Here is a 24,774-nt window from a genome sequence, read left to right as displayed (position 1 = left end):
CCGATGGACGAACTCGATCGGGTCTCGCAACTCAAATCCCAGTTGGGGGAGCAAGTTGTGATCCTCGGCCACCATTACCAGCGGGATGAGGTGGTCCAACTGGCGGACTTCCGGGGCGATTCGTTGAAATTGGTCTTCGACGCCGTGAAATGCCGGGAAGCAAAGTACATCGTCTTCTGCGGCGTGCACTTCATGGCAGAAACCGCCGCCATCCTGGCTCAGGCTGGCCAAAGTGTGTTCCTGCCGGATTTGAACGCCGGTTGTCCGCTGGCGGACATGGCCGATCTGGCAGACGTGCAGCAGGTCTGGGATCAACTGGGCGAAGTGCTTGACGTCGAGACTCAGGTCACCCCGATCACCTACGTCAACTCCACGGCAGCGTTGAAGGCGTTCTGTGGCCGTCACAACGGCCTGGTGTGCACCTCGTCGAACGCCGAAAGGATACTCGCCTGGGCCTTCGAGCAGCGGCCGTACGTGTTCTTTTTCCCCGATCAACACCTCGGTCGCAACACGGGCAAGAAGATGGGCGTGGCACTGGAAGAGATGCTGTTGTGGGATCCGAAACTTGCACGCGGCGGGCACAATGCAGACAGGCTGAGAAACGCACGCATATTTCTGTGGCGGGGTTGGTGCAGGGTGCATCGTGTTTTCTCCACCCAGGACGTGATCCGCTGGCGCCGGATGGTTGCGGACATTCGCGTCATCGTCCATCCCGAGTGCAGCATGGAAGTCGTCGATCTTGCGGACGAAGCAGGTTCGACCTCTTACATCATCCGGCGAATAGACGAATCGCCTTCCGATAGTAAATGGGCCGTGGGCACCGAATACAATCTCGTCCACCGCCTCGATCAGGCGTATGCAGATAAATTCGTCGCCATTCTCTCGGAGAAGCCGGTAAATTGCCGCAACATGAATCTCATCACGCTGGAGAAAGTTGGCCGCGTTTTGGAAGGACTTGCGAGTGGGAATTTCGTGAATCAAGTCGAGGTTCCTGATGAAACCGCTCGAGAGGCACGAATCGCGTTGGAGCGTATGCTGGAGGTAAGTCGGTGACTCCCGTTCGCGGCGACGTGCTCGTGATAGGCTGTGGCATCGCCGGCGCAGCGACGGCGCTGCGTCTGGCGCAGGATCGAAAAAAGAAAATCATCGTAATTACTCGCGCCGCCGAGCCCGAAGAGAGCAACACGCGCTACGCGCAGGGAGGCATCGTTTCCCTGGGCGAAGGCGACAGTTCCGATCAATTGGTGGAGGACATCCTTGCTGCGGGTGCAGGATTGAGCCTGCCTTCTTCCGCCCGCATCATCGCAGAACAAGGTCCTGAACTCGTTCGCCAACTGCTGATCGAATACTGCGGCGTGTCTTTTGACCGCACGTCGGATGGTGGATTGGCCTACGGCCAGGAGGCGGCGCACACCTGTCCGCGCATCCTGCACGTTGGGGATTCCACGGGCAAGGCCATCATCCGGGCCATGGTCGCCGCTTTGAATCGAGAACCCAACGTCGAGATCGTGCCTGCGGCGACGGCCGTCGACCTGATCACGTTTCCCCATCATGCCAGCGATCCGCTGACGGTCTACGGAACGATCACGTGCTACGGCGCCTACGTTTTCGAGCAGACGACGCGCAGTGTGCACCGCTACCTGGCGGGAAAGACGATCCTCGCCACGGGAGGCCTGGGGCGTATCTTTCGGCACACTACGAATCCGGAAGGGGCCCGAGGAGACGGGCTGGCGATGGCCTATCGTGCCGGCGCACGGGTCATCAACGCCGAGTATGTGCAGTTCCACCCGACGACGCTCGCCGTTCCTGGAGGTGAGGGATTTCTCATCTCCGAAGCCGTGCGTGGAGAGGGAGGCCGTTTACTCACCCCCGCGGGAGACGCTTTCATGCAGAAATACGATCCGGAGTGGGGGGATCTGGCGCCGCGCGACGTCGTCTCGCGTGCCATCCACCACGAGATGATCGAAAATGGCTATGACCACGTGCTGCTCGATATTCACTCCGCCATGACGGCCAAGGCCATCCGCGAGCGCTTCCCGACGATCCACGCGCGCTGCTTGGATTTGGGCCTGGACATCACCCGCCAGCCCATTCCGGTCGTACCTGCTGCACATTATTTCTGCGGCGGGGTATGGACGGACGAGTGGGCGCACACCAGCGTTCAAAACCTGTATGCCGTGGGCGAAGTGGCCTGCAACGGGGTTCACGGCGCCAATCGCCTGGCGAGCACGTCCCTCGTGGATGGTCTCGTCTGGGGCGTGCGTGCGGCGAAGGACATCGCCACGACCGGCGCAGCGGACAATGTAAAGCCGGACGAAGTTCCACGCTGGGAAGAGGCGGGATTGGAGGAAGATGCCGATCCGGCATTGATCTGGCGTGACATGCGCACCATCCAGCACACCATGTGGCATTACGTGGGCCTGGTGCGTTCCACACGGCGCCTGGCACGCGCCATGCGGGATCTGAACCACTTGAAAGAGGACATCGAGGTTTTCTATCGTACGACACGTGTGAACGACGCTTTGATCGGGCTGCGTCACAGCGTTCAGGCCGCGCTCATCATCGCCGCTGCCGCACAGCACAACCGCACCAGCCGCGGCTGCCATTATCGTGACGACACGAAAGGAACCGCAGCGATTTAGGTATTTTCCAATATGTCACGGATTTGACAGAAAACAGGACGTGGTTTTTTAAATCGCACGCATCGTCTTCCTGTTCGAGATAGCGATGTAAGGGCGGGCTTTAAACCCGCCCCTACAAATTCTTATTACTGATCTGCGGGACGGTCTCGATCGTTCCGGATAGCTAAGGCGGAGAAAATATATTCTTACAGGACGACGTAGATGGGGTGATTCGTATTCCTTAAAGATAATGAAAGGGCTGGCCTGAATGGCCAGTCCTTTGGTGTTTCGGATCGACTCGAGGAAGTTGTCATCTAGGGAGTCGATGGAACCGTAACTGCGCCTTCCTCTTCCAGCGAAGGCAGCGGCAGCAAGAAGGGGTTGTCGTTAGGCACGAGCATCACGCGGATCTGGTCCGCCAGCTTCTGGATGTATTCGAAGGTGAGCAGGTCGGGATTATCGCGCAATGCGTCGGCGATCATCTTGAGCGCCTTGGCTTCCGCTTCGGCTTCGATCAGGCGCGCCTCTGCACGACCCTCAGCGGCGATCACATTGGCGTCTGCTTGTCCTTCGGCTACCTTACGGGCTTGTTCGGCCTCCTGCGCGCGCTGCTGGACCACGAAAGCCGCCTGCTGCGCCTGCTGCTCGGCAATCTGCTTTTGTTCTACTGAGGCAGCGTATTCCGGTGAAAATTGAATGTTACGCAGGATAAAATTGCGCAGGATCAACCCATTCTGCTGCAGTTGCTCTGACAATTCTGCTTCGATACCCTGGATCAATTCCTGTCGTTTGGCACTCACGATCTCGTCCACGCGATACTGTGAGGCTTCGTCGCGGATAACGCCACGGGAAACTGCTCGGACCAAATCGATGTCGTACCGGTCTTGCCATTGAATGTGAACGTCGATAACCTGTTCGGGATCGACGGCGAAAATCACAGAAGCATCGATAAGTACTTCCTGGCCGTCGGATGTACGGGCGGCAACCGAGTCGTCTCCTTGCACCTGACCTTCTTCCGGCGCGATGGACATCGTGTAGGTCTGGCTTGAAATCGGGTACGTAATCACACTTTCGGCGAAGGGAACGACCCAGCGCAAGCCAGGTTGAAGCGCTTCAGATTTATAACCTTGCGGGTCAAGCGCCGAGATTACAACACCACGTTGTTCGGGTCGGATGAAGACGAGCCCGGCAGACACGGTTGTCAGGACGATGGCAAAAAGAAGCGTAGCGATGACCATAACCGGCGCAGATTTCATGTTACGTCCTTGTGCCGCGCGCACGACAGCCAGAATTACGATTCCCACAAAAAGCAACCAGGATACCGTAGATAGAGCGCGAATTACATATGCGATGTTCATGGATTTTTCCTCCTAGAGTTATCCATAGATCAAATTTTCGTATTTCGACGGGATTATAACATGCAGATTTTTCAAGCTGCGGACGAGCGGCTGACGATAGCCTGCCAGGATAATTGATTCGAACATCGATTTGAGAATCAGGATTGTAATACGATACAGCCTGGATTTGGGGAGATCCTATGCGTCTCAGTCGTGGATAAATATTCGGATTACATACCGTAAGAATCTTCCTAAGCGGGAATATTCAATACTTTGCATTGATCAATTCTACCGGGAGAAGACTAATACTACGAGGGAACAATTATATTTGTGCGTTCTACTAAAGTATCCTAAATTCGAATATGGATGAATAGAGTTGCTTTGGGATCTTAGACGGCCCGTCGTTTTCGATGTCCACCAGCATGTGCGCCCCAAAAACACCGGTTTGTGTTGGAACTCCATAATCTCGTAAGTGGGCTGCGAAGATCTCTACGAGCGGTTCTGCCGTCTCCGGCCTGGCGGCCTTGGTGAAACTCGGCCTCCGGCCTTTGCGTGTGTCGGCATACAGCGTGAATTGAGAGATCACGATAGCCTGGCCTTCGATATCCTGAACGGAAAGGTTCGTTTTACCCGCATCGTCCTCGAAGATTCGCAGCGCGGCGCATTTTTCCGCCAACCGACGGGCGTCTTCTGCGGAATCCTCGTGGCCGATTCCGATCAGGATGACCAGCCCCCGGTCGATCTCCGCGATGGTTTCACCTTCAATGGACACGCGCCCACGGCGAACGCGCTGCAGCACCGCACGCATATGGCCCTCGACTCCTTCTCGATCTCAGCGCAATACGGCAAGAAGTTTCAAAGTGCAGTTACCTGACCAGCCGAACCTTCCGTCGCCTTTAAACCGGCTGGTGAAGCTGATTCGAAGCGGTTCGATCATTCGACCAGGCTGCTCGTCATCCCTTGAACCCGAAGGGAAATGTCCCATTTTTGCAGCTGCAGGTCAGGGCAGTCCGACGGCTTCGCGTACTTCGATCATCGTTTGCGCGGCAATTCGTTTGGCGCGGGCTGCCCCATCCACCAATATATTCCAGACCTGATCGGGATTTTCGCTGAGCCCGGATCGTTTTTCCCGGAAGGGGGCGAGATGAGCGTTCAGATTCTGGGCGAATCGCTTCTTACAATCCACGCAGCCTATGCCTGCCCGGCGGCACTCGATGTTGATCTCTTTGACGTCCGCCTCCGTAGAGAAGATTTTGTGCATCGTGAAGACGTTGCACACGTCCGGGTCACCTGGATCCGAGCGGCGCTTTCTCTGTGGATCGGTCACCATGGTCATCACCCGTGCAGTGGTCTCCTCCGGTGTAGCGGCCAGTTCGATGTGATTATCCAGGCTTTTACTCATCTTCTGCACGCCATCCGTGCCGAGGACTTTGGGGACCTCCGTGCTTTTCATCTGGGGCTCGATCAGCACATTTGTTTCGTAGCGGTGATTGAACGAGCGCACGACCTCGCGGGTAAATTCGAGGTGCGGTGCCTGGTCGATTCCAACAGGCACGAATTCGGCCCTATAGAGCGCAATATCGGCGGCCATCAAAATCGGATAGCCCACCAGGCCGTAGTTGATGTTGTGCGGCTGCTGCCGCGCTTTTTCTTTGAATGTAGGCAGATCGGTCAATTTCCCGAGCCCAACGACCATTGAAAGGATGGTGTGCAGCTCAGTGACTTCTGGGACGTGGGATTGGATGAAGATGATCGTCTCTTCCGGCCGCAGTCCTGCGGCGAGCCAATCGAGCGCCATCTCGTAGGTGTTCGACTTGAGCGATTTGGTCGTCTCGAGTGTCGTCAAGGCATGCAGGTCGACGATGCAGTAAATGCATTCGTATTCATCTTGCAGCGCCACGTAGTTCTTGATGGCACCCAGATAGTTGCCCAGATGTTGGCGCCCGGTCGGCCTGGCGCCGGAAAAGACGCGCCCCTTCTTTGCAGTCAATGGGAGTTCCTCCTACAGGTGGTCTCCGACGTAATTCGCCGTCTCACCCGATTCGACGTGACGTCCGGTGGCGAGTTTGGAGTACACCAGGGTGCCATCGACCGTGACTTCGAAGCATCCGCCGTCGGATGGGATAAGGGTGATCTCGTCAATCCTTGTTTCATATTTCTGCAGCACTTCAGCCATCGCACGGATGGCTCGATCCGTGTAGTGTCAAACGGCGCAGTACTTGATGCTGACTTTGGTCATGGCGTCCTCCGTTGATATCGTTTTCCTCGTCATGCACAACCGGGAGGATCTCTCCCGGTCTGTGGTTCGGGGCGATATTATCTGTGACAAATTACGAGTATATCGCAGATACTTTGGGATAGGCAACCAGATCGAATGCAATGTCGCGAAAAGGTGTAGAATGTCTCAACGAGCAGGTAGGCGCTGCACCCTCACAATCGACGAGGTGCGGTGAGGCTTCGCGGGGGTATGGGTGTTACAAACAGTGCAGCGACAATCCGAAGCGGCGGAAATTTACGCTGACGATGGAGCTTCATCTGAGAATATGCACAGGTTTCCAGGCGTTTGGTACTTTTCTGAATAATTTATTACAAGCGGAGGTGTACGATGCGACGTTTCATGACCTTTCTCACCGGCGCTTTCTGCGGCGCCCTCGTCGGAGCCGTAACCGCATTACTGCTGACGCCTTCATCCGGTGATGAATTTCGAGCGCGCATACAGCAGCGGAAGGATGAATTTCGTCAAGAGATCCAGGATGCCTATGAAACCCGCATGGCGCAATTGGAAGGCGAGTTGAACATGATGAGGGGAAGCTCGAAACAGCGTGAGGAGTAGACGCAGACTTTGGATGGTAAAGGTCCATCAATGAGGCGATCGAAGGAGAAGAAACACTAATCTTCGAAGCGGGTGTGAACTACTGCGGCTCTTCATTCTCATCTGTGTGATCCCGCTGTTTTTCCATCGATATTGACAAGTTATCTCGATCTTGTTGCGAAGGCAGTTCTTCGTTCCCGTTCTTCGCTGAGAAAGCTGCGTGCGCTTCCGAGATGCAGCCTGGCATAAAACGTGCAGCTTGACGGATGTATATCATCTAGTAGAGGTCCGAAAACCATGCAGCATCAGTGTAATCCTGTCGTGCTCGTTGTCGATGATGATCCCGTGTTTTGCGCGATCATGCATGAATTCTTGACTTCCGACGGTTATAAGGTCCATCTGGCGTATGACGTTCACCAGGCGTTGCGGCTGCTCGAGTGCTGTACGCCGGATTTGATTCTCTCGGATATTATGATGCCCGAACTCGACGGGATCTGCCACGTGCGCAAGATTCGTTCGGCGCCCGCATGGTCCAATATCCCAACGATTATCGTCAGTGCGAAGGCGATGCCGGAAGATCGAAGCCAGGCTTTGGCAGCTGGGGCTAACGCTTTCGTGAGCAAACCTTTCTCGATCAAACAGTTCCGCAGGGAGATCACCAAATACCTCCCTGCACATTCCGGGTGAGCCGACAGTCCCGGCGTTTTCCTTCAATTGTGGTACATTGACATCTTCCTGTTTCCCTCGGTGCAATCGGTCCTCGAGCATTTTCTCGTCTCCTCGAATTTTCCTGATTGGCCGTGATTGACCTTCTGACGCGTTAAATAATGGCATTATCGTCATGCTTCCCTCATGCAGCGCAACGCGGCTCGGTGTGCTGAGGTAAAATCTGGTCTGAGGATGGTCTGCGGTAGAATTGCTGGTATTGGGCTTGGAATATGGAGGTAGAAATGGTGAAAATACGTCCCTCAGAGATTACTCCGGAGCACGTTTATCTATCAAGACGCGATTTTCTGAAAGGCGCAGGAGCGCTGGCCTCGGGCTCGCTGCTCCTGGCGGCTTGCGGTGGAGGCGTCGCAACTGCGCTTTCGTCGGCCGATGATGCGATGCAGCCGGAAAGCAGCGCATCAACGGATGAATTGGGCGACCCGGTGAACAGTTACACTGACATCACCCATTTCAACAATTTTTACGAATTTACACCGGACAAGACGACCGTTGTCGATCTCGTTGGCAATTTCCGAACTTCGCCGTGGCAGGTCGAAGTCGGAGGTTTGGTCCATAACCCAAAGATCTACAATCTTGATGATTTGACCGGCTTCGAGAAGGAAGAACGTGTCTATCGTCTGCGATGCGTCGAGGGGTGGTCGATGGTGATACCCTGGAATGGCTTTCCCCTGGCCCGTTTATTGGAGGACGTCGAACCGATGGCGGATGCTAAATACGTACGCTTTGAAACGCTGTATGATCCGGACGTAATGACAAATCAACAAAGTCCCTGGTATGTATGGCCGTACGTCGAAGGATTGCGCATCGATGAGGCCATGCACGATCTGACGCTCATGGCCACCGGGCTGTACGGTAAGAGTCTGCCGGCTCAAAACGGCGCGCCGATCCGGCTGGTCGTGCCCTGGAAATACGGATTTAAAAGCATCAAATCGATCGTCAAGATCGATCTGGTTTCGGAACAGCCGACGTCTCTTTGGATGGCATCTTCGCCAAATGAGTATGGATTTTACGCCAACGTCAACCCCGATGTGCCTCATCCTCGCTGGTCTCAAGCAAAAGAGCGCCGCATCGGAGAAATTAGCCGAAGAGACACCCTGCTCTTCAACGGGTATGCCGATGAGGTCGCTTCCCTCTATCCCGACATGAGCCCATCGATCTTTTTCTGATGACAAGATTGCGCCGGATAGGCATCCAACTCGTCACCCATGCAGCAGCCCTGACGCCGATGGGTCTGCTGATTTTTGATTGGTACCGGAATGACCTCACGGCCAACCCCATTCAGGCGGCGACGCTGCGTACGGGCAAAACCGCACTGGTCTTGCTGACGATTACGCTGGCGATTACGCCGTTGAATACCCTTTTTGGCTTCAAGCAATTAATCCCTGTGCGCAAGTGGTTCGGCCTCTATGCGGCCTGTTACGTGGCGGTGCATTTCTTCATTTTCATCGGAATCGACTACAGTTTCGATTTCGGATCGTTGAAGGACGCGCTTTTCAATAAGCGTTTTGCGTTGGTGGGTCTCGCCTCCGGGCTGCTGCTCATACCTTTGGTGATCACCTCGACCCGGAGTTGGCAGCGCAGGCTGGGAAAGAATTGGAAACGCCTGCATCGTTTCGTATATCTCGGGGCGTTCCTTGCGACGGTGCACTACACATGGTTGGTAAAATCGGATATCCGCGTACCACTGGTCTACATGACGGTTGTGGTGCTGCTGCTCGTCCTGCGCATTCCCCAGATACGTACGGCCGGCAGCAGATTTCACCAAATGCTTTCGAGGTTCGGTGTGCATCTGCGGGCACGCTGGAGTGAGCAGGTACGGACGAACGTCTCGGAAACATCGGAATAATCTATATCCAACTGCATTCGTCGATGACGTAATTATCTACGACCATTGATTTTTGTTTCGATCGGGGGTCTCCCTCGACGCAATGGCTTGCAAATTGAGTTTAGGCCTTTTCTCGTGTATCATATTTTCAGTGGCCGGGTTGCTTTATCCATTATTCGTGTCAATCTAGAAGCATCTTGTTGGAAACAATTTACCAATTGCACGAAGTTTGGCGGCCTCGAGCCCAAGGCTGCCTGCTGCAACATCACAAGGCCAGATTTTTGCCGGGGTCGTTCGGCAATGCAATCTGATCTAGACTCAGGATTCGATCTTTTTCTTTTACCCGCGTGGTATTGAAATCTCATCATAGGATCAGGAGGAGGCAAGAGGAGATGGCTGACAAGAAAAACACCCCGATGAACGAAAAAGAAGAGAAAGAATGGGGGAGGGATGAAAAGATGGATGAAAAGTCCCACGAAAAGGAAATGGGCAAGCGGTGGGATGAGAAATGGAGCCGCGATCCGCTTTCCGCCATCGTTTGGGCGGCGATCTTGATCTGGGCTGGGGTTTTCTTTCTGATTTGGAATATGGGTTATCTGGAGGACGTGAATCTGCCCGGGAATGCGGGAGCCTGGTCTTATGTAACGGCAGGCGCCGGTTTGATCCTGTTGGCGGAGGTGTTGATCCGCCTCACCGTGCCAGCGTACCGCGGTCCCGTTGGAGGGAGTCTCTTTCTCGGTGTGATCCTGTTCGGGAGTGGATTGGGCGACATTACCAATTCAGACCTGATCTGGCCTTTGATCATCATCGTCCTCGGGTTATCGATCATCTTTCGCGGAACTCGAAAGAAAACCTGATCTGAGAATTGACATGCGGCTGCAGTGGGTCGATTGGATCTTACAATCGACCCATATTTAATGTGGAGAACTCGTTCCAGGCGTATTCGAGAGGCGTCCACCAGCGATCGCGGCCGATACAGCGGTAGCAGGGTTTTTCCACACAAAGGATACGGTCTCCGATTGCATAACGCGGCAATATGGGGGTGGAAACGACGAGATTGCCCATCTCGCCGTCGCGCATCTCGTGCAGCATTTTAATCCCGGAGCGTGTCGCGGCTTCCAGGAGGAACAAGTCATAATTCGGCACCCAGGCCTTTTTCTCGTCGAGCTGCTGGCCGAACGTTCCCTCGGTGGCTCCGTATATTTCCCGGATTGCAACAGGTCCGTAAAGCGCAGTCAATGCCGCCTTGTGGTGCGTGTTGATTCCTGGAACGCTGCCGAGGGTCATGATTTGCGTTTTCCACAGTTTCTTCGGATACACTTTGTGTTTTTTCCGTAGGTAGCGTGCAAAACGTAAAGCCGTCGGCGCGACTCCACCCACGAGAGTAACGTTTTCATCCTTGCATTGTTGGTAGGCCAGCTCGAAACGCGCTTCCCAGTCGCGTATCGTCTTTCCGCCTCCGAGTGCATCGATCTCATCTTGTGTGGGCATCGAATGGATGGGGGTTTTCTCCGAGACGAATTTGGTATATATCCCGGAGCTGTAGCCGTAGGCCAGCTCCCGATCGCCGACCTTGACCGTGCCGACGTAGGATGGAAAGTTCAAGTTGAGATTGACGCCCTGGAAGAGATCGAAACGGCCGCTCTCCAAGACGTAGTTCATCATAGCGCGGCCGGCGGCGACCCGCATCGCCAGGTCGGTCGGGGTCATGGGGATGAATTTCGACTCTCCGGCGGTGGTGCCGCGAGTGATCGCCCAGCCGATGGGCGGTTCCGCCAGTAAGAGATCCATTTCACCCGCCATGACGCGGTCGATCAGCGGCTTGAATTCTTCATAGGTCATGATGGGAAACGCCTGGCGGTATGTTTCGATGGAATCGACCTGTAAGGCGCCGTGTTCTGCGCCGTATTTCGTCTTGGCGTAATCCTGCAGCAAACGATGCAATACGTTCTGCTGTGCGCCCACCGGATCGGAAATGGCATCGTGCCAAGGTTGGAGCTGCGCCATCAGCATGGCCCTCGGATCGCTGGCTATCATCTTCTCCTCCACGTTGATCTCTGGCAAACCTAAGTGTATTCAAAATCGGGAAAAAAGAGAACGGTAAAGCATGATTTTTCTAGTGGATGTCCTTGAGCACCAATCCATCAGCGGGATGATGCATATGGGATGAATTGGATGTTGTCTGCGATTGCGAAATCTTATACTATTCAGCTTGAACAGCTGGCGAGATGTGGTTTGTTGAGCTGGAGGGCGAACATTCCGCATCTTCCTCGGTACGGAAGAGGTGTCGGATGAAAAGGAAAACGAAAACCATCATCATCATTTTAGCGATTGCAAATGTAGGCATGCTGATCGCCGTCGCGGTGTTCGCGATCTCGAGTTTGGGGATCTTCGAAGGCGGCCTGGGCTTTCTTTCCGGCTCTTCGAGCGATATGCAGGTCGAGGTGCGTGCGCCTTCCGAGGTAACGGTCGGAGATACGTTCGATGTGTTTGTCGACGTGGAAAATCTCGGCAGTGGAAACCTGACCGTGGATGAGATCCTGCTGCCGCAGAATCTTCTCGAGGCTGCCACGGTGCTCGATGTCTTTCCCGGGTCGCTCGATCAGGTGAATGAAGGCTCAATGACCGGCTTCGTGATCGATTTCATTCTCGTTCCCCAGGAAGTGCGCGAGTTCCGCTTCCGCATGCAGGCCGGCGAGGCTGTAGAATTCAACGGCAGCTTCAACGTCAAGGCGGGATCGAAGCAGGTTTCTGCGGCCACAAGCCTGGTGATCGATGGTGCAGCGGAAGAATTGGCAGACGACGTGGAGGCGATCGCAACGCAGGCTCCGACGCCCAAGCCGGCCTCCGAAATTCCATTTTCCTCGGTTGTCAAAATCACGGCAATGTACATGGAAAACGGGAGCCTTACACCGGGGTGGAGCGGATCCGGTTCGATCATCTCCTCTGACGGTTTGATTTTGACCAACGCTCACGTCGTGCTGCCAGACAAGTTTTTTCCCGTCGACGCACTCAAGATTTCGATGACCGGCGAGCCGGATCAACCGCCTACCGATGCTTACTACGCCGAGGTACTTCAAGCCGACTATCAACTCGACGTCGCTGTGATCCGCATCACCACGAATATCGACAAGCATGAGATCGTTCCGTCCGAGCTCAACTTACCGGCGGTGCCTCTGGGAGATGCCGGCCAGATTCAATTGGGGGACTCGTTGATCATTCTCGGTTATCCGGGAATCGGCGGGCAGACGATTACGCTCACGCGTGGCGAAGTGAGCGGTTTTACCTCCGAGGAGACGTACGGCGATCGCGCCTTCATCAAGACTTCGGCGACGATCGCGGGCGGGAACAGTGGAGGTTTGGTGGTCGATTCGGCAGGATATCTGGTCGCCATTCCCACACAACTTGGCTACGGTGGAGAGGATCAGTTCGTGGATTGCCGCGTGATCGTCGACACCAACCGCGACGGGGTTGTCGATGGACGGGACAGCTGCGTTCCGACGGGCGGTTTCATCAATGCGTTGCGCCCGATCGATCTGGCCATGCCCTTGATCGAGGCCGCACAGCGCGGCGAATACAACATCGTCGAGCAGCCCAAACCGAACATTACGATGCCACAGGGGAAGACACTCGTCTATCAGGAAGATTTTTCGAGTAGGTCTGCGGGCTGGCGGCACGAGCGCAATGAAGCCGCTTTCGTTGGCTACCAAAACGGCGAGTATGTCTTTCAAATCAATTGGGAGGGGTATTACTTCTGGGGAAATCCGGGAAAGAGTTACGGCGATTTGATTCTCAGCGTCGATTCACGCATCGTCACGCCGGTGGAGGGCGCGGATTTCGGCGTGATCTGCCGCGCCGAAGATGACGGCAATTTTTACGCCATGACGATGACCGGCGATGGCTGGTTTTCCATCTGGAAAGCGGAAGATTACGGCATCGAATGGTTGTGGGAATGGGATTACACACGTGAAATTCCTAAAAATAGTTCCTACACGATTACGGCCGCATGTATCAGCAGCGAACTGACGCTTGCGATCAACGACATCGTCGTCGCGCAAGTCACGGATTACACGTTCACGGACGGCGATATCGGGTTGATCGCCGGGACGTACACCGAAGGCGGCTTTTCCGTGGCGTTCGACAATCTGGTGGTGAAGCTGCCTTGATGTTGTGTTTTCCGACTGAATGAAACAGCCGCTCCCCGAGGGCTTCATCGTGGGGAGCGGCTTCGTTTTGATAACCGTTTCTAGGCCGGAGCCGGGTTATTCCGCCAGTAGAATGGTTCCCGGAAGCACCCAAACCGGCGCTCGTTCGTGCACAGACGGATTCAGCGTCAGATTCACGAGGTCCGTTCCGATAGCAGAGAGGATGTAGAGATCATCGCCGTCGTTGCGGTCCGAAGCAAAGACGATCCACTGTCCGTCCGGTGACCAGTTCGGATCACGATCGTTGGCGCTGCCGTCCGTCAGGGGTGTTTCGTTCATACCATAGGCGTCCGTGAGGATGATGAAACTGGCGTCGCGATAGCGTGATTCGAAGATGAGCCGCGTTCCGTCGGGAGACCAACGCGGGCAGCCTTCGTCTCCGTCTGTATCGACCAGTAAGGTTTCTTCGCTCCCGTCCGCGCGCATGATGTTGATCCTGCTCGACACATACGAGAAATGGAAGGAAGTAAAAGCGATGTGCGAGCCGCTTGGGGTCCAATTGGGGCAGGTGTCGCTGGTTTCGTTGTTGGTTATTCGGGTTTGCTGGGAGCCGTCGGCGTTCATCACGTAGATTTCCGGAGGCGGGCCTTCGTAACCCGGAATCACGTCCCGCATCGAGTAAAATGCGATCTTGTTTCCGTCCGGCGACCAATCCGGGTCTCGGTCGGCTGCGTCGTTGTTGGTCAACTGCTTGAGATCCGTACCGTCGGCATTCATGACGTAGATTTCATCATCGCCGTCGGCGTTGCTGACAACCGCGAGCCGGGTGCCGTCGGGCGACCAGTCGAATTCCGATACGCCGTCGATGGGGGGCTGCCAACGTGTGAGCTGCGTTCCATCCGTGTTGACGACATACATGTCGGATTGGCCACCCTGCGATACGAGAAACATGATCTGCCCGAGTCCACCGAAGGGATTGGCCGTCTCGACCGGCTCGGGGGAGGGCGTGGTGGTGTCGATCGGCAATTCCGTTGGAGCTTCCGTAGGCTCGGGTGTGGCCGTCGGGGCCGCCGTTTTCTTTTGGATTGGCGCGTTGCATGCCGCCAGGCAGACGATCAGAAGGATGGGAAGACGTTTCGTCAACTGCATCATGCACCGCCTGCGGTACGAAGTTGCCGAAATTGTAGCATACGGAGCGAAGGGCGCAAAACCATCTCACAGCGTTGAAGCGTCCATCTCAATCTGGATCAGTTTGGCGTTCGCTCGACCTCGACCCAAAGTTTTTCTCCATCGCTGAAGCAGTGAATCCAGCCATGTTGGTCGGTACGCAGAAGCGTCGTTCCCTCCAGTGCTTCAAGCACGCGCCAGTCGGGCAGGTTGCGATCGTTCCCGGCCGTCACGGAAACCAGAGCCAGTCGGGGCTGCAGGCGGGCGATCAGACTGGGCGGGTTTACCGCGCCGTATCCGCTGTCTGCGAGCATCAGCGCCGTAGCGGTTGTAAAACTGCGATTTTGCTGCAACGCTTCGACCAACGCGGGGTCCGCCCCAGGTGTGAGCAGGAAGCTCGCTTGCCCGTAAGTAACCCGAAGGATCGCGCCGCGCCGGCCAACCTCGACGACCTCGAGATGTGCTCCCGATCCAAGATCGAGAATCTGTCCGCGGGCTGCATAACAGATTTCGCTGCCCATTTCCATGAGGGAGTCGATCAACTTGCTGTAGGCCGGGCCGCTCGGATCCCCTGAAATGAGAACCCCGCCGATCGAGAAACGTTCGACGGCGCTCGCCAATCCTGCGATCTGTTCTTCGTTTGTCCCGCCGACCACGAGCCAATCCAGGTGGGCAGCGAGCGGTGGAAGCCGTCGACCCAGCGCGGTGGACAGACGCATCGTACTGCTGCCGCCGTCGACGAGGACGTGCCTCCCTGTGGGGGTCTGGATCAGTATGGCGTCGCCGCCAGCCGTGTCGAGCATGGTGAGGTGCAAACGTCCGTCGGATCGGTCGACGACGCCGCGCCAGGTGAACCCGGCCAGCACGGCCAGCGCAGCCAGCGTCGCAGTTTTCGATAGTCGCAGCGATTCCAAACGCGTGCGCACGCACGCCAGGCGGGGATGGCGTTCCGCCGGAATTCGAAGGTTCGCGGTGAGGGTGAAGAGAACCAGATAGAATCCTGCGACGACGAAGAACGAAACGGGGCCCAGGGAAAAGCTGGCTGCGTTCCAACGGGAGAAATAGTCGACCGTTCGAATGGTAAACGCCGCGAAAGGCCACGCGCCCCAGGCGAGGACGTTCCCCAACGGAAGCCACAAGCAGCCCGCCAGGGTGGCCAATCCCGCCAGGATCATCACCGCGGGTTGGACCGGCAAGATCACGGGATTGGTGAGGAACGAGGCGAGCGAGATGCGGCGGAAATAGTATGCGATCAGGGGCAGCGTGGTGAGCTGTGCAGCCAGGGTGAAGAGAATGTATTCACCGATGGGTCCGGCGAGGCGTTCTGCGAGGCTTTCCTCCACCCATCTGCTGGCTGTGCGTACGAACCAATTCTGAAGGGGTTCGGCGTAAAGGATGAGGCCCAACGTGGCCGCAAAAGACAGTTGAAATCCCACGTCCCAGAGCACGCTCGGGTTGATGATGCTCATCAAGATCGCTGCGCCTCCCAGGGAGGCCATGCCGTGCGTCTGCCGGCCGATGCGGTTCGCCAACAGGACGAAGCCGCCCATGATGGCCGCACGCACCACGGCTGCGTCTGCGCCGACGAAGATGGTATACAAGCAAATCGCCAACCCGGCTGCGACGGCGCCCCGACGAACGCCCAGCCAGCGTCCGAACAGTGAAATGAAGAGGGCGCTGATGATGGTGATGTTGAATCCGGATATGGCGATGATGTGCGTCGTGCCGGTCTTGTCGAACGCCGTACGTACTTCGGGTGAGATGCCGCTTTCGATGCCCAGCAGTATTCCGGCGAGCAGGGACGCTTCCGGATCGGGAAAGATCTTCTGCACGATTTCCAATGCGCGCCCGCGGAAATCGTATACGCTTTGAAGCAGGGGATGACCCACTCTCTTTTCCAATATGGCGATCACGGGATCTTGCATCAGGCTGTGAATTCCCTGCCGGGCGAGGTATTCTCGATAGGAAAACGTTTCGAAGACGGGAGGTGTCTCGACGAATCCGGTCAGGCGAACGCTGTCCCCGTAGCTGTATTCCTCGAACGGAGACACGTACGCCAGGAGTCTGCCCGATATCACCCGGGTCTGTTCGCCGTCCAAGGTTTGGATTCTTTGGGCTTCGATTTTCAAACCCGTGTACGTATCGCGCAGGTCGGGTGAGGCGACGATGATGCCTTCGATCGTGACAGGCAATCCGCGATCGTTGTGGCTGGCGACGTGGTTCGCATCGATCCTGGGGAGGGACGTTACGTACCGCAACCCTCCCAGTGAGAAAAACAAGCTGAGCGAAAACATGACTTGGGAAAGCGGATTGCGGCGGAAGAGAAGCAACGCGGCCAGCGAAATCCCCGCAAGTATTGACCACTCTGTGGAATCAATCGATACGGCCCGGCTGATGCCGATTCCGGCCAGCCAAGCCATGCTGAAAGAGAACAATCTCATTGCATCCCCCTGGATTCATTTTGTCAACCGCATGATAACTTAAAACCGCGCCGAAACCAAAAACGCATCCTTCAGACTCCCAATCTGTTTTGATTAACTCCCGTTTGCTGTCGGGAGAGGCGCCGCAAGCCGTTCGAACCGGACCGGCATGCTTGCCTGGAAAGGGTCGTACGGCATAGAATAACCATTGAGAATCGAAAACAGAAGCGCATTCTTCCCATTGCCAACGAATGGAGGGTAGTGTTGTGACGAATAAAGAATCAACCCAGGTGCCTATCAACCGCCTCATCGACCATACGCTGCTCAAAGCGGATGCCAGCGAGGACCAAATCCGCCAGCTTTGTGACGAGGCCGTGGAATACAAATTCTATACAGTATGCGTGAACCCCTACTATGTAAAACTGTGCGCGCAGCTGCTCGGTGGGACAGACAGCCTGGTGTGTTCGGTCGTAGGTTTCCCACTGGGCGCCACGCTTACGGAAGTCAAGGTCTTCGAGACGCAGCGGGTGCTGCGGGACGGGGCGAGCGAAGTAGATATGGTGATGAACATCGGTGCGTTAAAATCGGACCAGATGGATGTAGTGCGGGAGGATATGGCCAAAGTAGCAGATACCTGTCACCAAGGTGAAGCCATCCTCAAGGTGATTATCGAAGCCGCGTTGCTCACGGACGAAGAGAAGGAAACTGCCTGTCAGACTGCAGTGGATGCAGGGGCGGATTTTGTCAAAACCTCGACGGGTTTCGGCCCTGGTGGAGCGAGCATCGAAGACGTGGCATTGATGCGCCACGTCGTGGGACCTGATATCGGCGTGAAAGCCGCAGGCGGGATTCACACGTACGCGCAGGCACAGCAAATGATCGCTGCCGGGGCAACGAGAATCGGTGCGAGCGCCGGGGTGAAGATCGTAAAAGAGTCGATGTAACTCGAGCCCGATCGATCGTCAGCTCACCCGTATGATTCCGAAATAGAACGCTTAGGGACGTCCGTGCCCGGATGTCCGGCGTAAATCCATCGCCCGAGTCGCAGACTTGCGGATTATCCGGCGTCGTCCTTCGGCTGGGGGATTTCTTCTTTGGGCAGCAAGGCGATCCCATCGACCATCTTGCGATTGATCAGACCGACGGGAGAACGGGTCCGGACTGCGGGGAAGAGGATTGCGTTGAAATCTGTGTGGTAGATGGGGATGAACAACGAATCGCCCTCGAACATGATCGAACCGAAGTTGAATTTGCCTGAAGTTTCCACCATGCCACGCATTTCGTAGCCCCCCATGAGAATGCGTACCCAATGCGGAATTTTACTCGTATACCCCCCTCGAGCGAAGCTCGCTGCGCCGAGTTCGGAGCGGCTGCTGAGTAGAATGACCACCACTTCGCTCTTCACCAGCCACAGCGTAGGGTGGCGGGCGATCAACTTGGAGGGTTGGTGCAGGCGCGAAAGATGCGCACCTTCCATCTCGATGTAGGAGCGCGTTGGAATGTTGATGTAGCTGAACAGTCCTGTGGGTCCTGCCTGGACCCTTCCCAGTATTCTGTGCGTTTCGGTGTAGACTTCGACCGACGTTGGTTTTCCATTCATGATCCCGCTCCGATCAGGTTATTGGAAGGGAGAAGACGATGCTGGTGCTTGCGGGTGTGTGTTCGTACCACAATCTTCCGTTCATGCTTTCAAGCATCATACGAATCTCACCTAAAGAAAGCCCCGGTCCGATCTGTCCGGCGGACGGATCGATTTCTTCTTTCGTCAGCGCGTGAACCGTATCCGGCGAGAGACCGGGACTCGTATCCGAAATTCTCACGATGGCCCACAACCCATCGTTGAGTTGGATGTGCCTCGGGATGGGAATGCTGGTACTGCGGCCTCGGAGCATTTCGACACGATGGGCTTCGAGAACGATGCGGCCGCGCGACGTTCGCCGGATCGCAGCTGCGACGAGCGTTTGGATGATGCGATGGGTGCGGTTGCTATCGCCGCGAAAAAGAGGCAGTGGGGGGCTTTCGTCGATGATTATCTCCAGACCTCTGCGTGCTGCCGGACGCCGCATTTCCCGGAGTACCTGCTCCATAATACCGGGTAAGTCGACCATTTCTTGTGCTTCTTCGACGTCGAGCGTCGCCATGGGCATGGCACGCAGCATGAGTAGATGCCTGTGGAGTTCGTTCAAGTTGCGCCGCTGTTCTCTACTCGATGCTTCCGTTGCGCCGTTGATCATCGGTTCGATGATTTGAATACACTCATCGAGTCCTTCGATCAGATCGTTGGGAACGGCTGTGAGGGTTTGGTTGGGTGCTGCCGGGTTTTCCGCCACGCGCATCAAGTTGGCGTATTCCAGCGCCACGCCCGTCCAGTGACCGAGCGCCATCAACAAGGTAAGGTGATGCTGACTAAATCGGCGCGGGGTGATGCCGTTGTATATGCCCAGCACGCCGACGATGCTGTTCCGCGCCCGGATGGGAACCTTTACGAGTGATTGCACCATGAAACCCGTTTGAACCTTGATCGCCCCACCTTCCAGGGAAGGCTGGCGCAGCATCGGCTCCCCGGTCGTGAACACTTCTCCCGTCAACGTGTCCTCGACACGCAAGCGCTGCAATGTTGCATGCCGTTCGTTGAGGCTCTTCGTAGCGCGCAGCACCAACTCTTTGGTGCCAGGTTCGGCCAGGTAGATGTTGGCTTCCTCGGCGTCGGTTACAAAGGCGGCTGCTTCCACGACGCGGCGAAGAATGGAATCCAGGTCGCCAAGGCTGACGACCACGCGGCCGATCTCGGTTAGAAGGCGAATTTCCTCCGATCGCCGTCGGAATTGCTCGCGCATCCCCTCCAGCCTTCGCGCCAGTATCTTGGTGTTTGCTTCGATCGAACGGCTTTCACCCATGTCGTGGATGGCTTGACATAGTACTTCCGACCGGTAGGGTTTGAGTAAAAAGTCATTCACACCGAGACGGAACATGTCTCGTATGCGGGAATGGGGGAAGTGAGCCGCGAGTACGATGGCGGGCGCTTCTTCACCTTGCGCACGCATGTTGCGTAAGTTCGCCAGTGGATCTCCGCGTAGTTGGGTGATGTCGAGAACCAGGATGTCCGGTGGTGGACCATCCGTGTTTGAGGTCGAAGCCTGAATCCCGGCAGGGCGAAAGACACGATCAATGAGCGCTTCTGCATTGCTTTCGACATCCGCGATCACCAATACACGTGGGGATGCCGCTTTTTCTTGCGCTTCAGACATGTGAATGTCCTTTGAGATGTGTCCTAGGACACAAAATCTCTCATCCTCATCGTCCCGTTCCGGTGGATTTGGCGCTAAACAGCTTCATCGAAGATGTATTCCATTCCAGAGTCGGAGATACCACCAATCTACCTGTCCTTAACGGGTAGAAATCAATGCTGCTGAATTATGCACTGAGATTCCCATTTGGGGCAAATCACTTGGTGTTTCTGTGTTTCGATTTTAGCACAACGTACGGGGTTCAGGCGAGTGACCATTATTACTCTTCGGCAGCCCCTACGAGATTGTAATGCGGGATCAGTCCGACGGTGTCCAGCGGCCAATAAACGAAAATAGCTTTTCCGATGATTTCGTTGATGGGCAATCCGCCCCAATCCGGGGAATCAGAAGAGTTATTGCGGTTGTCTCCGAGAACGAAGACCTCGTTGCGGCCGACGAGCCACTCGCCGGAGAAGTTCGCCGGTGCGGCGATATAGGGTTCTTCCAACAGAACGTCGTTGACATACACATGGCCGGATTGAACGTCGATCGTATCTCCGGGCAAGCCGATCACACGTTTGATGAATCGTCGTGAGGGATTTTGAGGGAAGTAGAAGACGATGATGTCTCCGCGGATGGGTTCCTGCCAACGATACGCCAGCCGGTTTACGACCACGAATTGACCGTCGTGGAGGCTCGGTTCCATGCTGATGCCTTCGACGCGAATGCGCGCCGTGATGAGATTGACGGCCAGAAATAGCAGCAGGGCGATCAAGGCCGTCTGTAAAAACTCACCGAAGTAGCGGATGATCCGGTTCTGTGGCTTTTCCGGGGCAGGTGCCTGCAACTCGGCTTCGTGGTCGTACGAGTAAGGGTTCGACATCGCAACAAATTATATCATCATCGAGGGCGCCTACATTTCGGGGAGTCGCGAGGCGCAGGGTAACGATCCTTCAGGCTTGTTTTCGAAAGGAAAGACGCAGCGGCGTTCCCAGAAAATGGTACTCCGTGCGGATGCAATTTTCGAGATATCGCACGTAGCTGAAATGGACCAACTCGGGATCGTTGACGTGGAAAAGAAACGTGGGCGGATCGGTGCGCACCTGCGATGCATAGCGAATACGCAGACGTTTGCCTTTTCTGGCCGGCGGCGGGAAATCGTGGAGCGCTTGTCTCAACAGACGATTCAATTGACCGGTCGGTATGCGCCGCAGCCGCTCTTCCTGCACCTGCAAAGCCGTGGAAATCACCTGTCCGACGCGCAGACCCGTCTTGGCGGAAATGAAGAGGACCGGGACGTAGTCCATGAAATTCAACGCCTGCCGAAGGTGTTCCGTGAAGGCGGCCATGGTGTGTGAATCTTTGTCTACCGCGTCCCACTTGTTGACGATCACGACGACGCTCTTCGCTTTTTCGATCGCCATGCCCGCGATGTGCGTGTCTTGCGCGATGACGCTTTCCGTGGCGTCGACGAGCAGCAGGACGACGTCCGCGCGATCGATGGCCTTCAGGGCGCGCAGGACGGAATACCGCTCCACGCCGGATTGAATGCGGCCCCTGCGTCGAATCCCCGCCGTGTCGATCAATGTCAGGGGTGTGCCGCGGTAGATGAGCCGGGTATCGATGGCGTCGCGGGTAGTCCCTGGTAGAGGGGACACAATCACCCGTTCCTCCCCCAGCAGACGATTCAACAGACTGGATTTCCCCACGTTGGGGCGACCAATGATGGCGATCTTGATCGTGGTATCTTCATCGTCCTCGAGTGCGCCTTCGAACTGCAGGGCCTCCACGAGCAGGTCCAGCATATCGCCGGTGCCGCTGCCGTGCAGGGCGGAAATCGGTATCGGATCGCCCATGCCGAGTTCATAGAATTCGTGCGCCCGGGCACGCCGTTGTTCGTTGTCGCAGCGATTGACCACGAGCAGGATTGGTGGTTGCCGGGTCTCGCGCTGCAGGCCCTGCTGTTTCCGCAGCCTCTCTGCCACTTCCACGTCCGCCGGCGTTACCCCGCTTTCGACATCCACGATGAACAGGATGGCATCTGCATCTCGCATGGCCAGTTCGGCCTGGGTACGAATCTGTTCGATAAAGTCTGCGGAGTCCAGAGACAAGGGTTCGCTTCTGCGGATGTCCGTCGGATCGATCCCGCCGGTATCGACGATGTCGAAAGTGATGCCGCGCCATTCCGCTTCGGCGACGAGACGATCGCGCGTGGTGCCGGGCCTGTCGTCCACGACGGCCAGGCGTTCGCCTGCGAGGCGATTGAACAGGGTGGACTTACCGACGTTCGGGCGTCCGACGATTGCAACGACAGGTTTGGACATCGGCACTCATGATTCTGAGGTGGGGGTCGGCAGCGGAGTGGCGCTGATCGTGACTTGAATGGTGGCCGGGATGGGGCCGCTGGCGTCGATAATCTCGGGAATCCCGATGATTTGCGGCGTGATCTGGTACGTTCCGGGTTCTAAACCGGTTACATCGACGACCACGATGATCTCTTCCGGCTGCAGCGTGTTGAGCAGCGCCGCCGGACCCGTGAGAATGATGGAGACTTCATCGGGAGAGAGCAGGGCGTAGAGGTCGGTACCGACCCCGCGCACGTCCAACGGACGGTTGATGGTGATCGAGTTTGTGCGGGGTTCGATGTCGACTTTGACGGTCACGCTCTGCTCAAACGCCAGGGAAAAGCCGGGCGGGAGATCGAGCTGCAGTTGCTGCTCGACATCGTCCACGGCGCCGGACAAGTCCAGTGGAACGGTTTCGATGTAGCCCGGCAGGTCTTCGAATGCCTGGGGATCGGAGGAAAAGATCGTCACCCATTGAGGCGTAACGGTGACCTCGGTTACCAGGTAGCCGGCTTCCACCAATTCGTCCTGCCCCTCGATCTTGGGTATGACGGAGACGAGGCGGTAGTTGGGCTGTTGCGTGATCTGGATCTGCACGCGCACGGTTTCGGGGGAGATCTGGATGCCGTTTACCTCGAGCCCGTTTTCGTCCATGGCGTTGAGAGTCACCAGTTGATCCAGGCTTTCCTGGCGGTTGGTCAGGTTGAGTGCAGCTCGTAATTCGACCACGCGCGCTACCGCGGAGGCGGGTCCGACGATGGTTGCGTTTCGAGGCTCGGCGACCGGGTCTTCGGCGGTATAGCTCAACGCCGGACTGCCGAGAGTCACGACCTGGACCGGCAGTGTTTTCGTTTCTTTTACTTCCAGGGTGACGATCACGGATTCCGGTGCGATCTCAGTTACTTTGACCAATCGTCGCGTGAGCTTTGCCTGGAGCGGTACTTTGTACGTGCCTTGCTCCAACCCTGACATATCCGCCACCACGCGGATGTCCGCATCCGACAGTTCGTTCCAGATCGATTGGGTCGTCAGGAGCGTAACGCTGGCTTGCGTTGCGGACGGGTTGGTGATCAGAAAGCCATCCGGTACGCCGGTAAATTGAATGTCGACCGGATTGGAAAGCGGGTGTTCTACGCGGGGATCATCCTCATTGACGGCAATGAACCAGACCATGACAGCCAGGATCAGCGAAAGCAGAAGGGTTCCGAAGTTCTCCCTGAACCAAGTCAACATGGAAGGCTTCAGTCTCCCTGGGCTTCGCTGCTTGCATGTTGGAACCGCAAAAGCAATTGGTCGAGCCACTCGGGGAGCCGGCTGGTCGTACGCGGTTGGAAAAAGGCGGTCAGAATGTTGCGCAGGCGATTCTGGTCCAGGCGGCGGATCATGCGTCCGTTGTGGGTGATCGAGATTGATCCCGTCTCTTCCGACACGACGACGGACACCGAGTCGCTGACCTCGCTGATGCCCAGCGCAGCACGATGGCGCAGGCCGAAGTGGTGCGCCGGCGATCTCGAAAGTGTGCCGCTGGAGGAGAGCGGCATCACACATGCTGCTGCGACGAGTCTGCCGTTCCGGATGATCACTGCGCCGTCGTGCAGTGGGGTGTTGTGAAAAAAGAGCTGCAGCAGAAGTTCGGGCGTCAATTGCGCGTCGAGGGAAATTCCGGTTTCGACGTATTCATCCAGCCGCACTTCTCTTTCAATAACGATCAATGCACCAAATCTGCGTTCCGCAAGCCGCTGGGCAGTGCCACAGACGATGTCGATCATGTTTTCGATTGCGCTGGGTTGTGTTCCCAGAATGAAGAAATTTCCTGCTCTTCCCAATTGTTCCAGCGCACGGCGGATTTCGGGGGCAAAGATCACCGGAATCGCAACGATCAGCGCCGGCAAAGACGTTTGCAGCAGCCACGAGAAAGCTGGAAGGTCGAGCACCAGTGTGATCAAAGCAATGCCGAGGGTGAGCAGGATCACCCCGCGCAGCAAGACTTCCGCTCGCGTGCCCCGCATGAGCCGCAGGAGCAAATACATCACCACGGTGACGAGCAAGATATCGATCAAGCTCAGCCAGTTGAAGCGAAGTATGAATAATTCCAGCTCGTTTATGAGATCCGTCACGTTCGAAACCTATTTTGCTTTCCCTCCAT

The 24,774-nt window shown here is 56.3% G+C and carries 21 protein-coding genes and 1 pseudogene; 9 read left to right on the top strand and 13 right to left on the bottom strand.

From position 1 onward, the window contains the following. Positions 1-3 precede the first annotated feature (3 nt). Both nadA and nadB read left to right on the top strand, forming a co-directional pair. The gene (gene nadA, locus P8Z34_02635; GenBank protein MEJ2549562.1) at positions 4-1,053 is read left to right on the top strand and encodes a quinolinate synthase NadA; all 1,050 of its coding nucleotides are present in this window, start codon (positions 4-6) and stop codon (positions 1,051-1,053) included. Next, a complete protein-coding gene (nadB, locus tag P8Z34_02630) occupies positions 1,050-2,642 on the top strand; it encodes an L-aspartate oxidase (protein ID MEJ2549561.1) in 1,593 nt (530 codons plus the stop codon). The genes nadA and nadB overlap by 4 nt, the downstream gene beginning before the upstream one ends. 293 nt (positions 2,643-2,935) lie before the next feature. Here the strand turns inward: nadB and P8Z34_02625 are convergent, their stop codons facing one another. The 4 genes and pseudogenes from P8Z34_02625 to P8Z34_02610 form a co-directional block, all read right to left on the bottom strand. Then, a complete protein-coding gene (locus tag P8Z34_02625) occupies positions 2,936-3,979 on the bottom strand; it encodes a prohibitin family protein (GenBank protein ID MEJ2549560.1) in 1,044 nt (347 codons plus the stop codon). A gap of 319 nt (positions 3,980-4,298) precedes the next feature. After that, a complete protein-coding gene (gene dtd, locus P8Z34_02620) occupies positions 4,299-4,766 on the bottom strand; it encodes a D-aminoacyl-tRNA deacylase (protein ID MEJ2549559.1) in 468 nt (155 codons plus the stop codon). A gap of 192 nt (positions 4,767-4,958) precedes the next feature. Then, on the bottom strand, positions 4,959-5,948 hold the full coding sequence (trpS, locus tag P8Z34_02615) for a tryptophan--tRNA ligase (GenBank protein ID MEJ2549558.1): 990 nt from the start codon (positions 5,946-5,948) through the stop codon (positions 4,959-4,961). Between the two features lie 12 nt (positions 5,949-5,960). Beyond that, positions 5,961-6,146, bottom strand: a pseudogene (locus P8Z34_02610) (Rdx family protein). Between the two features lie 417 nt (positions 6,147-6,563). On the opposite strand from P8Z34_02610, the gene P8Z34_02605 reads away from it, so the two are divergent. The 5 genes from P8Z34_02605 (at position 6,564) to P8Z34_02585 (ending at position 10,181) form a co-directional block, all read left to right on the top strand. Next, on the top strand, positions 6,564-6,791 hold the full coding sequence (locus tag P8Z34_02605; GenBank protein ID MEJ2549557.1) for a YtxH domain-containing protein: 228 nt from the start codon (positions 6,564-6,566) through the stop codon (positions 6,789-6,791). Between the two features lie 276 nt (positions 6,792-7,067). After that, the gene (locus P8Z34_02600) at positions 7,068-7,457 is read left to right on the top strand and encodes a response regulator (protein ID MEJ2549556.1); all 390 of its coding nucleotides are present in this window, start codon (positions 7,068-7,070) and stop codon (positions 7,455-7,457) included. A gap of 263 nt (positions 7,458-7,720) precedes the next feature. After that, positions 7,721-8,665, top strand: coding sequence for a protein-methionine-sulfoxide reductase catalytic subunit MsrP (msrP, locus tag P8Z34_02595; GenBank protein MEJ2549555.1), 945 nt, complete (start codon positions 7,721-7,723; stop codon positions 8,663-8,665). Further along, the gene (locus P8Z34_02590; protein MEJ2549554.1) at positions 8,665-9,345 is read left to right on the top strand and encodes a sulfoxide reductase heme-binding subunit YedZ; all 681 of its coding nucleotides are present in this window, start codon (positions 8,665-8,667) and stop codon (positions 9,343-9,345) included. Before msrP ends, P8Z34_02590 begins: the two co-directional genes overlap by 1 nt. A 371-nt stretch (positions 9,346-9,716) precedes the next feature. Beyond that, positions 9,717-10,181: a hypothetical protein gene (locus tag P8Z34_02585; GenBank protein MEJ2549553.1), complete on the top strand. Its 465-nt coding sequence runs from the start codon at positions 9,717-9,719 to the stop codon at positions 10,179-10,181. Between the two features lie 40 nt (positions 10,182-10,221). On the opposite strand, the gene P8Z34_02580 is transcribed toward P8Z34_02585, so the two are convergent. After that, complete coding sequence (locus P8Z34_02580; GenBank protein ID MEJ2549552.1) at positions 10,222-11,361, bottom strand: GH3 auxin-responsive promoter family protein; 1,140 nt, start codon at positions 11,359-11,361, stop codon at positions 10,222-10,224. Positions 11,362-11,615: 254 nt separating this feature from the next. Here P8Z34_02580 and P8Z34_02575 point away from each other — a divergent pair, with 254 nt between their 5' ends. After that, positions 11,616-13,490 carry a serine protease gene (locus tag P8Z34_02575; GenBank protein MEJ2549551.1) on the top strand — a complete coding sequence of 625 codons (1,875 nt, stop codon included), beginning with the start codon at positions 11,616-11,618 and terminating at the stop codon, positions 13,488-13,490. A gap of 96 nt (positions 13,491-13,586) precedes the next feature. On the opposite strand, the gene P8Z34_02570 is transcribed toward P8Z34_02575, so the two are convergent. Further along, positions 13,587-14,618: a hypothetical protein gene (locus tag P8Z34_02570; GenBank protein MEJ2549550.1), complete on the bottom strand. Its 1,032-nt coding sequence runs from the start codon at positions 14,616-14,618 to the stop codon at positions 13,587-13,589. A gap of 98 nt (positions 14,619-14,716) precedes the next feature. After that, positions 14,717-17,077, bottom strand: a complete 2,361-nt coding sequence (locus P8Z34_02565) for a ComEC/Rec2 family competence protein (GenBank protein ID MEJ2549549.1) — start codon at positions 17,075-17,077, stop codon at positions 14,717-14,719. Positions 17,078-17,322: 245 nt separating this feature from the next. Here P8Z34_02565 and deoC point away from each other — a divergent pair, with 245 nt between their 5' ends. Next, the gene (gene deoC, locus P8Z34_02560) at positions 17,323-18,000 is read left to right on the top strand and encodes a deoxyribose-phosphate aldolase (protein MEJ2549548.1); all 678 of its coding nucleotides are present in this window, start codon (positions 17,323-17,325) and stop codon (positions 17,998-18,000) included. Between the two features lie 113 nt (positions 18,001-18,113). Here the strand turns inward: deoC and P8Z34_02555 are convergent, their stop codons facing one another. The 6 genes from P8Z34_02555 to cdaA form a co-directional block, all read right to left on the bottom strand. Next, complete coding sequence (locus P8Z34_02555; protein ID MEJ2549547.1) at positions 18,114-18,656, bottom strand: hypothetical protein; 543 nt, start codon at positions 18,654-18,656, stop codon at positions 18,114-18,116. Between the two features lie 13 nt (positions 18,657-18,669). Next, positions 18,670-20,304 carry a GAF domain-containing protein gene (locus P8Z34_02550; GenBank protein MEJ2549546.1) on the bottom strand — a complete coding sequence of 545 codons (1,635 nt, stop codon included), beginning with the start codon at positions 20,302-20,304 and terminating at the stop codon, positions 18,670-18,672. A 259-nt stretch (positions 20,305-20,563) separates the two neighbouring features. After that, positions 20,564-21,166, bottom strand: coding sequence for a signal peptidase I (gene lepB / locus P8Z34_02545; protein ID MEJ2549545.1), 603 nt, complete (start codon positions 21,164-21,166; stop codon positions 20,564-20,566). A 70-nt stretch (positions 21,167-21,236) separates the two neighbouring features. Then, positions 21,237-22,607 (bottom strand): ribosome biogenesis GTPase Der, encoded by a 1,371-nt coding sequence (gene der / locus P8Z34_02540; protein MEJ2549544.1) that lies wholly within the window; start codon positions 22,605-22,607, stop codon positions 21,237-21,239. Positions 22,608-22,613: 6 nt separating this feature from the next. Next, positions 22,614-23,861 (bottom strand): CdaR family protein, encoded by a 1,248-nt coding sequence (locus P8Z34_02535; protein ID MEJ2549543.1) that lies wholly within the window; start codon positions 23,859-23,861, stop codon positions 22,614-22,616. Between the two features lie 8 nt (positions 23,862-23,869). Continuing rightward, the gene (cdaA, locus tag P8Z34_02530) at positions 23,870-24,745 is read right to left on the bottom strand and encodes a diadenylate cyclase CdaA (protein ID MEJ2549542.1); all 876 of its coding nucleotides are present in this window, start codon (positions 24,743-24,745) and stop codon (positions 23,870-23,872) included. Positions 24,746-24,774 lie beyond the last annotated feature (29 nt).

This window comes from Anaerolineales bacterium, from assembly GCA_037382465.1.
Taxonomy (GTDB): Bacteria; Chloroflexota; Anaerolineae; order Anaerolineales; family E44-bin32; genus WVZH01.
Note: the sequence above shows the minus strand (reverse complement) of the source record. Positions and strands in the feature narration are given on the sequence as shown.

Coding starts and splice junctions, on each gene's coding strand:
- nadA (MEJ2549562.1), top strand. CDS start 4: ATGGACGAACTCGATCGGGTCTCGCAACTCAAATCCCAGTTGGGGGAG.
- P8Z34_02625 (MEJ2549560.1), bottom strand. CDS start 3,979: ATGAACATCGCATATGTAATTCGCGCTCTATCTACGGTATCCTGGTTG.
- dtd (MEJ2549559.1), bottom strand. CDS start 4,766: ATGCGTGCGGTGCTGCAGCGCGTTCGCCGTGGGCGCGTGTCCATTGAA.
- P8Z34_02605 (MEJ2549557.1), top strand. CDS start 6,564: ATGCGACGTTTCATGACCTTTCTCACCGGCGCTTTCTGCGGCGCCCTC.
- P8Z34_02600 (MEJ2549556.1), top strand. CDS start 7,068: ATGCAGCATCAGTGTAATCCTGTCGTGCTCGTTGTCGATGATGATCCC.
- msrP (MEJ2549555.1), top strand. CDS start 7,721: ATGGTGAAAATACGTCCCTCAGAGATTACTCCGGAGCACGTTTATCTA.
- P8Z34_02590 (MEJ2549554.1), top strand. CDS start 8,665: ATGACAAGATTGCGCCGGATAGGCATCCAACTCGTCACCCATGCAGCA.
- P8Z34_02585 (MEJ2549553.1), top strand. CDS start 9,717: ATGGCTGACAAGAAAAACACCCCGATGAACGAAAAAGAAGAGAAAGAA.
- P8Z34_02580 (MEJ2549552.1), bottom strand. CDS start 11,361: ATGATAGCCAGCGATCCGAGGGCCATGCTGATGGCGCAGCTCCAACCT.
- P8Z34_02575 (MEJ2549551.1), top strand. CDS start 11,616: ATGAAAAGGAAAACGAAAACCATCATCATCATTTTAGCGATTGCAAAT.
- P8Z34_02570 (MEJ2549550.1), bottom strand. CDS start 14,618: ATGCAGTTGACGAAACGTCTTCCCATCCTTCTGATCGTCTGCCTGGCG.
- P8Z34_02565 (MEJ2549549.1), bottom strand. CDS start 17,077: ATGAGATTGTTCTCTTTCAGCATGGCTTGGCTGGCCGGAATCGGCATC.
- P8Z34_02555 (MEJ2549547.1), bottom strand. CDS start 18,656: ATGAATGGAAAACCAACGTCGGTCGAAGTCTACACCGAAACGCACAGA.
- P8Z34_02550 (MEJ2549546.1), bottom strand. CDS start 20,304: ATGTCTGAAGCGCAAGAAAAAGCGGCATCCCCACGTGTATTGGTGATC.
- lepB (MEJ2549545.1), bottom strand. CDS start 21,166: ATGTCGAACCCTTACTCGTACGACCACGAAGCCGAGTTGCAGGCACCT.
- der (MEJ2549544.1), bottom strand. CDS start 22,607: ATGTCCAAACCTGTCGTTGCAATCGTCGGACGCCCGAACGTCGGTAAG.
- P8Z34_02535 (MEJ2549543.1), bottom strand. CDS start 23,861: ATGTTGACTTGGTTCAGGGAGAACTTCGGAACCCTTCTGCTTTCGCTG.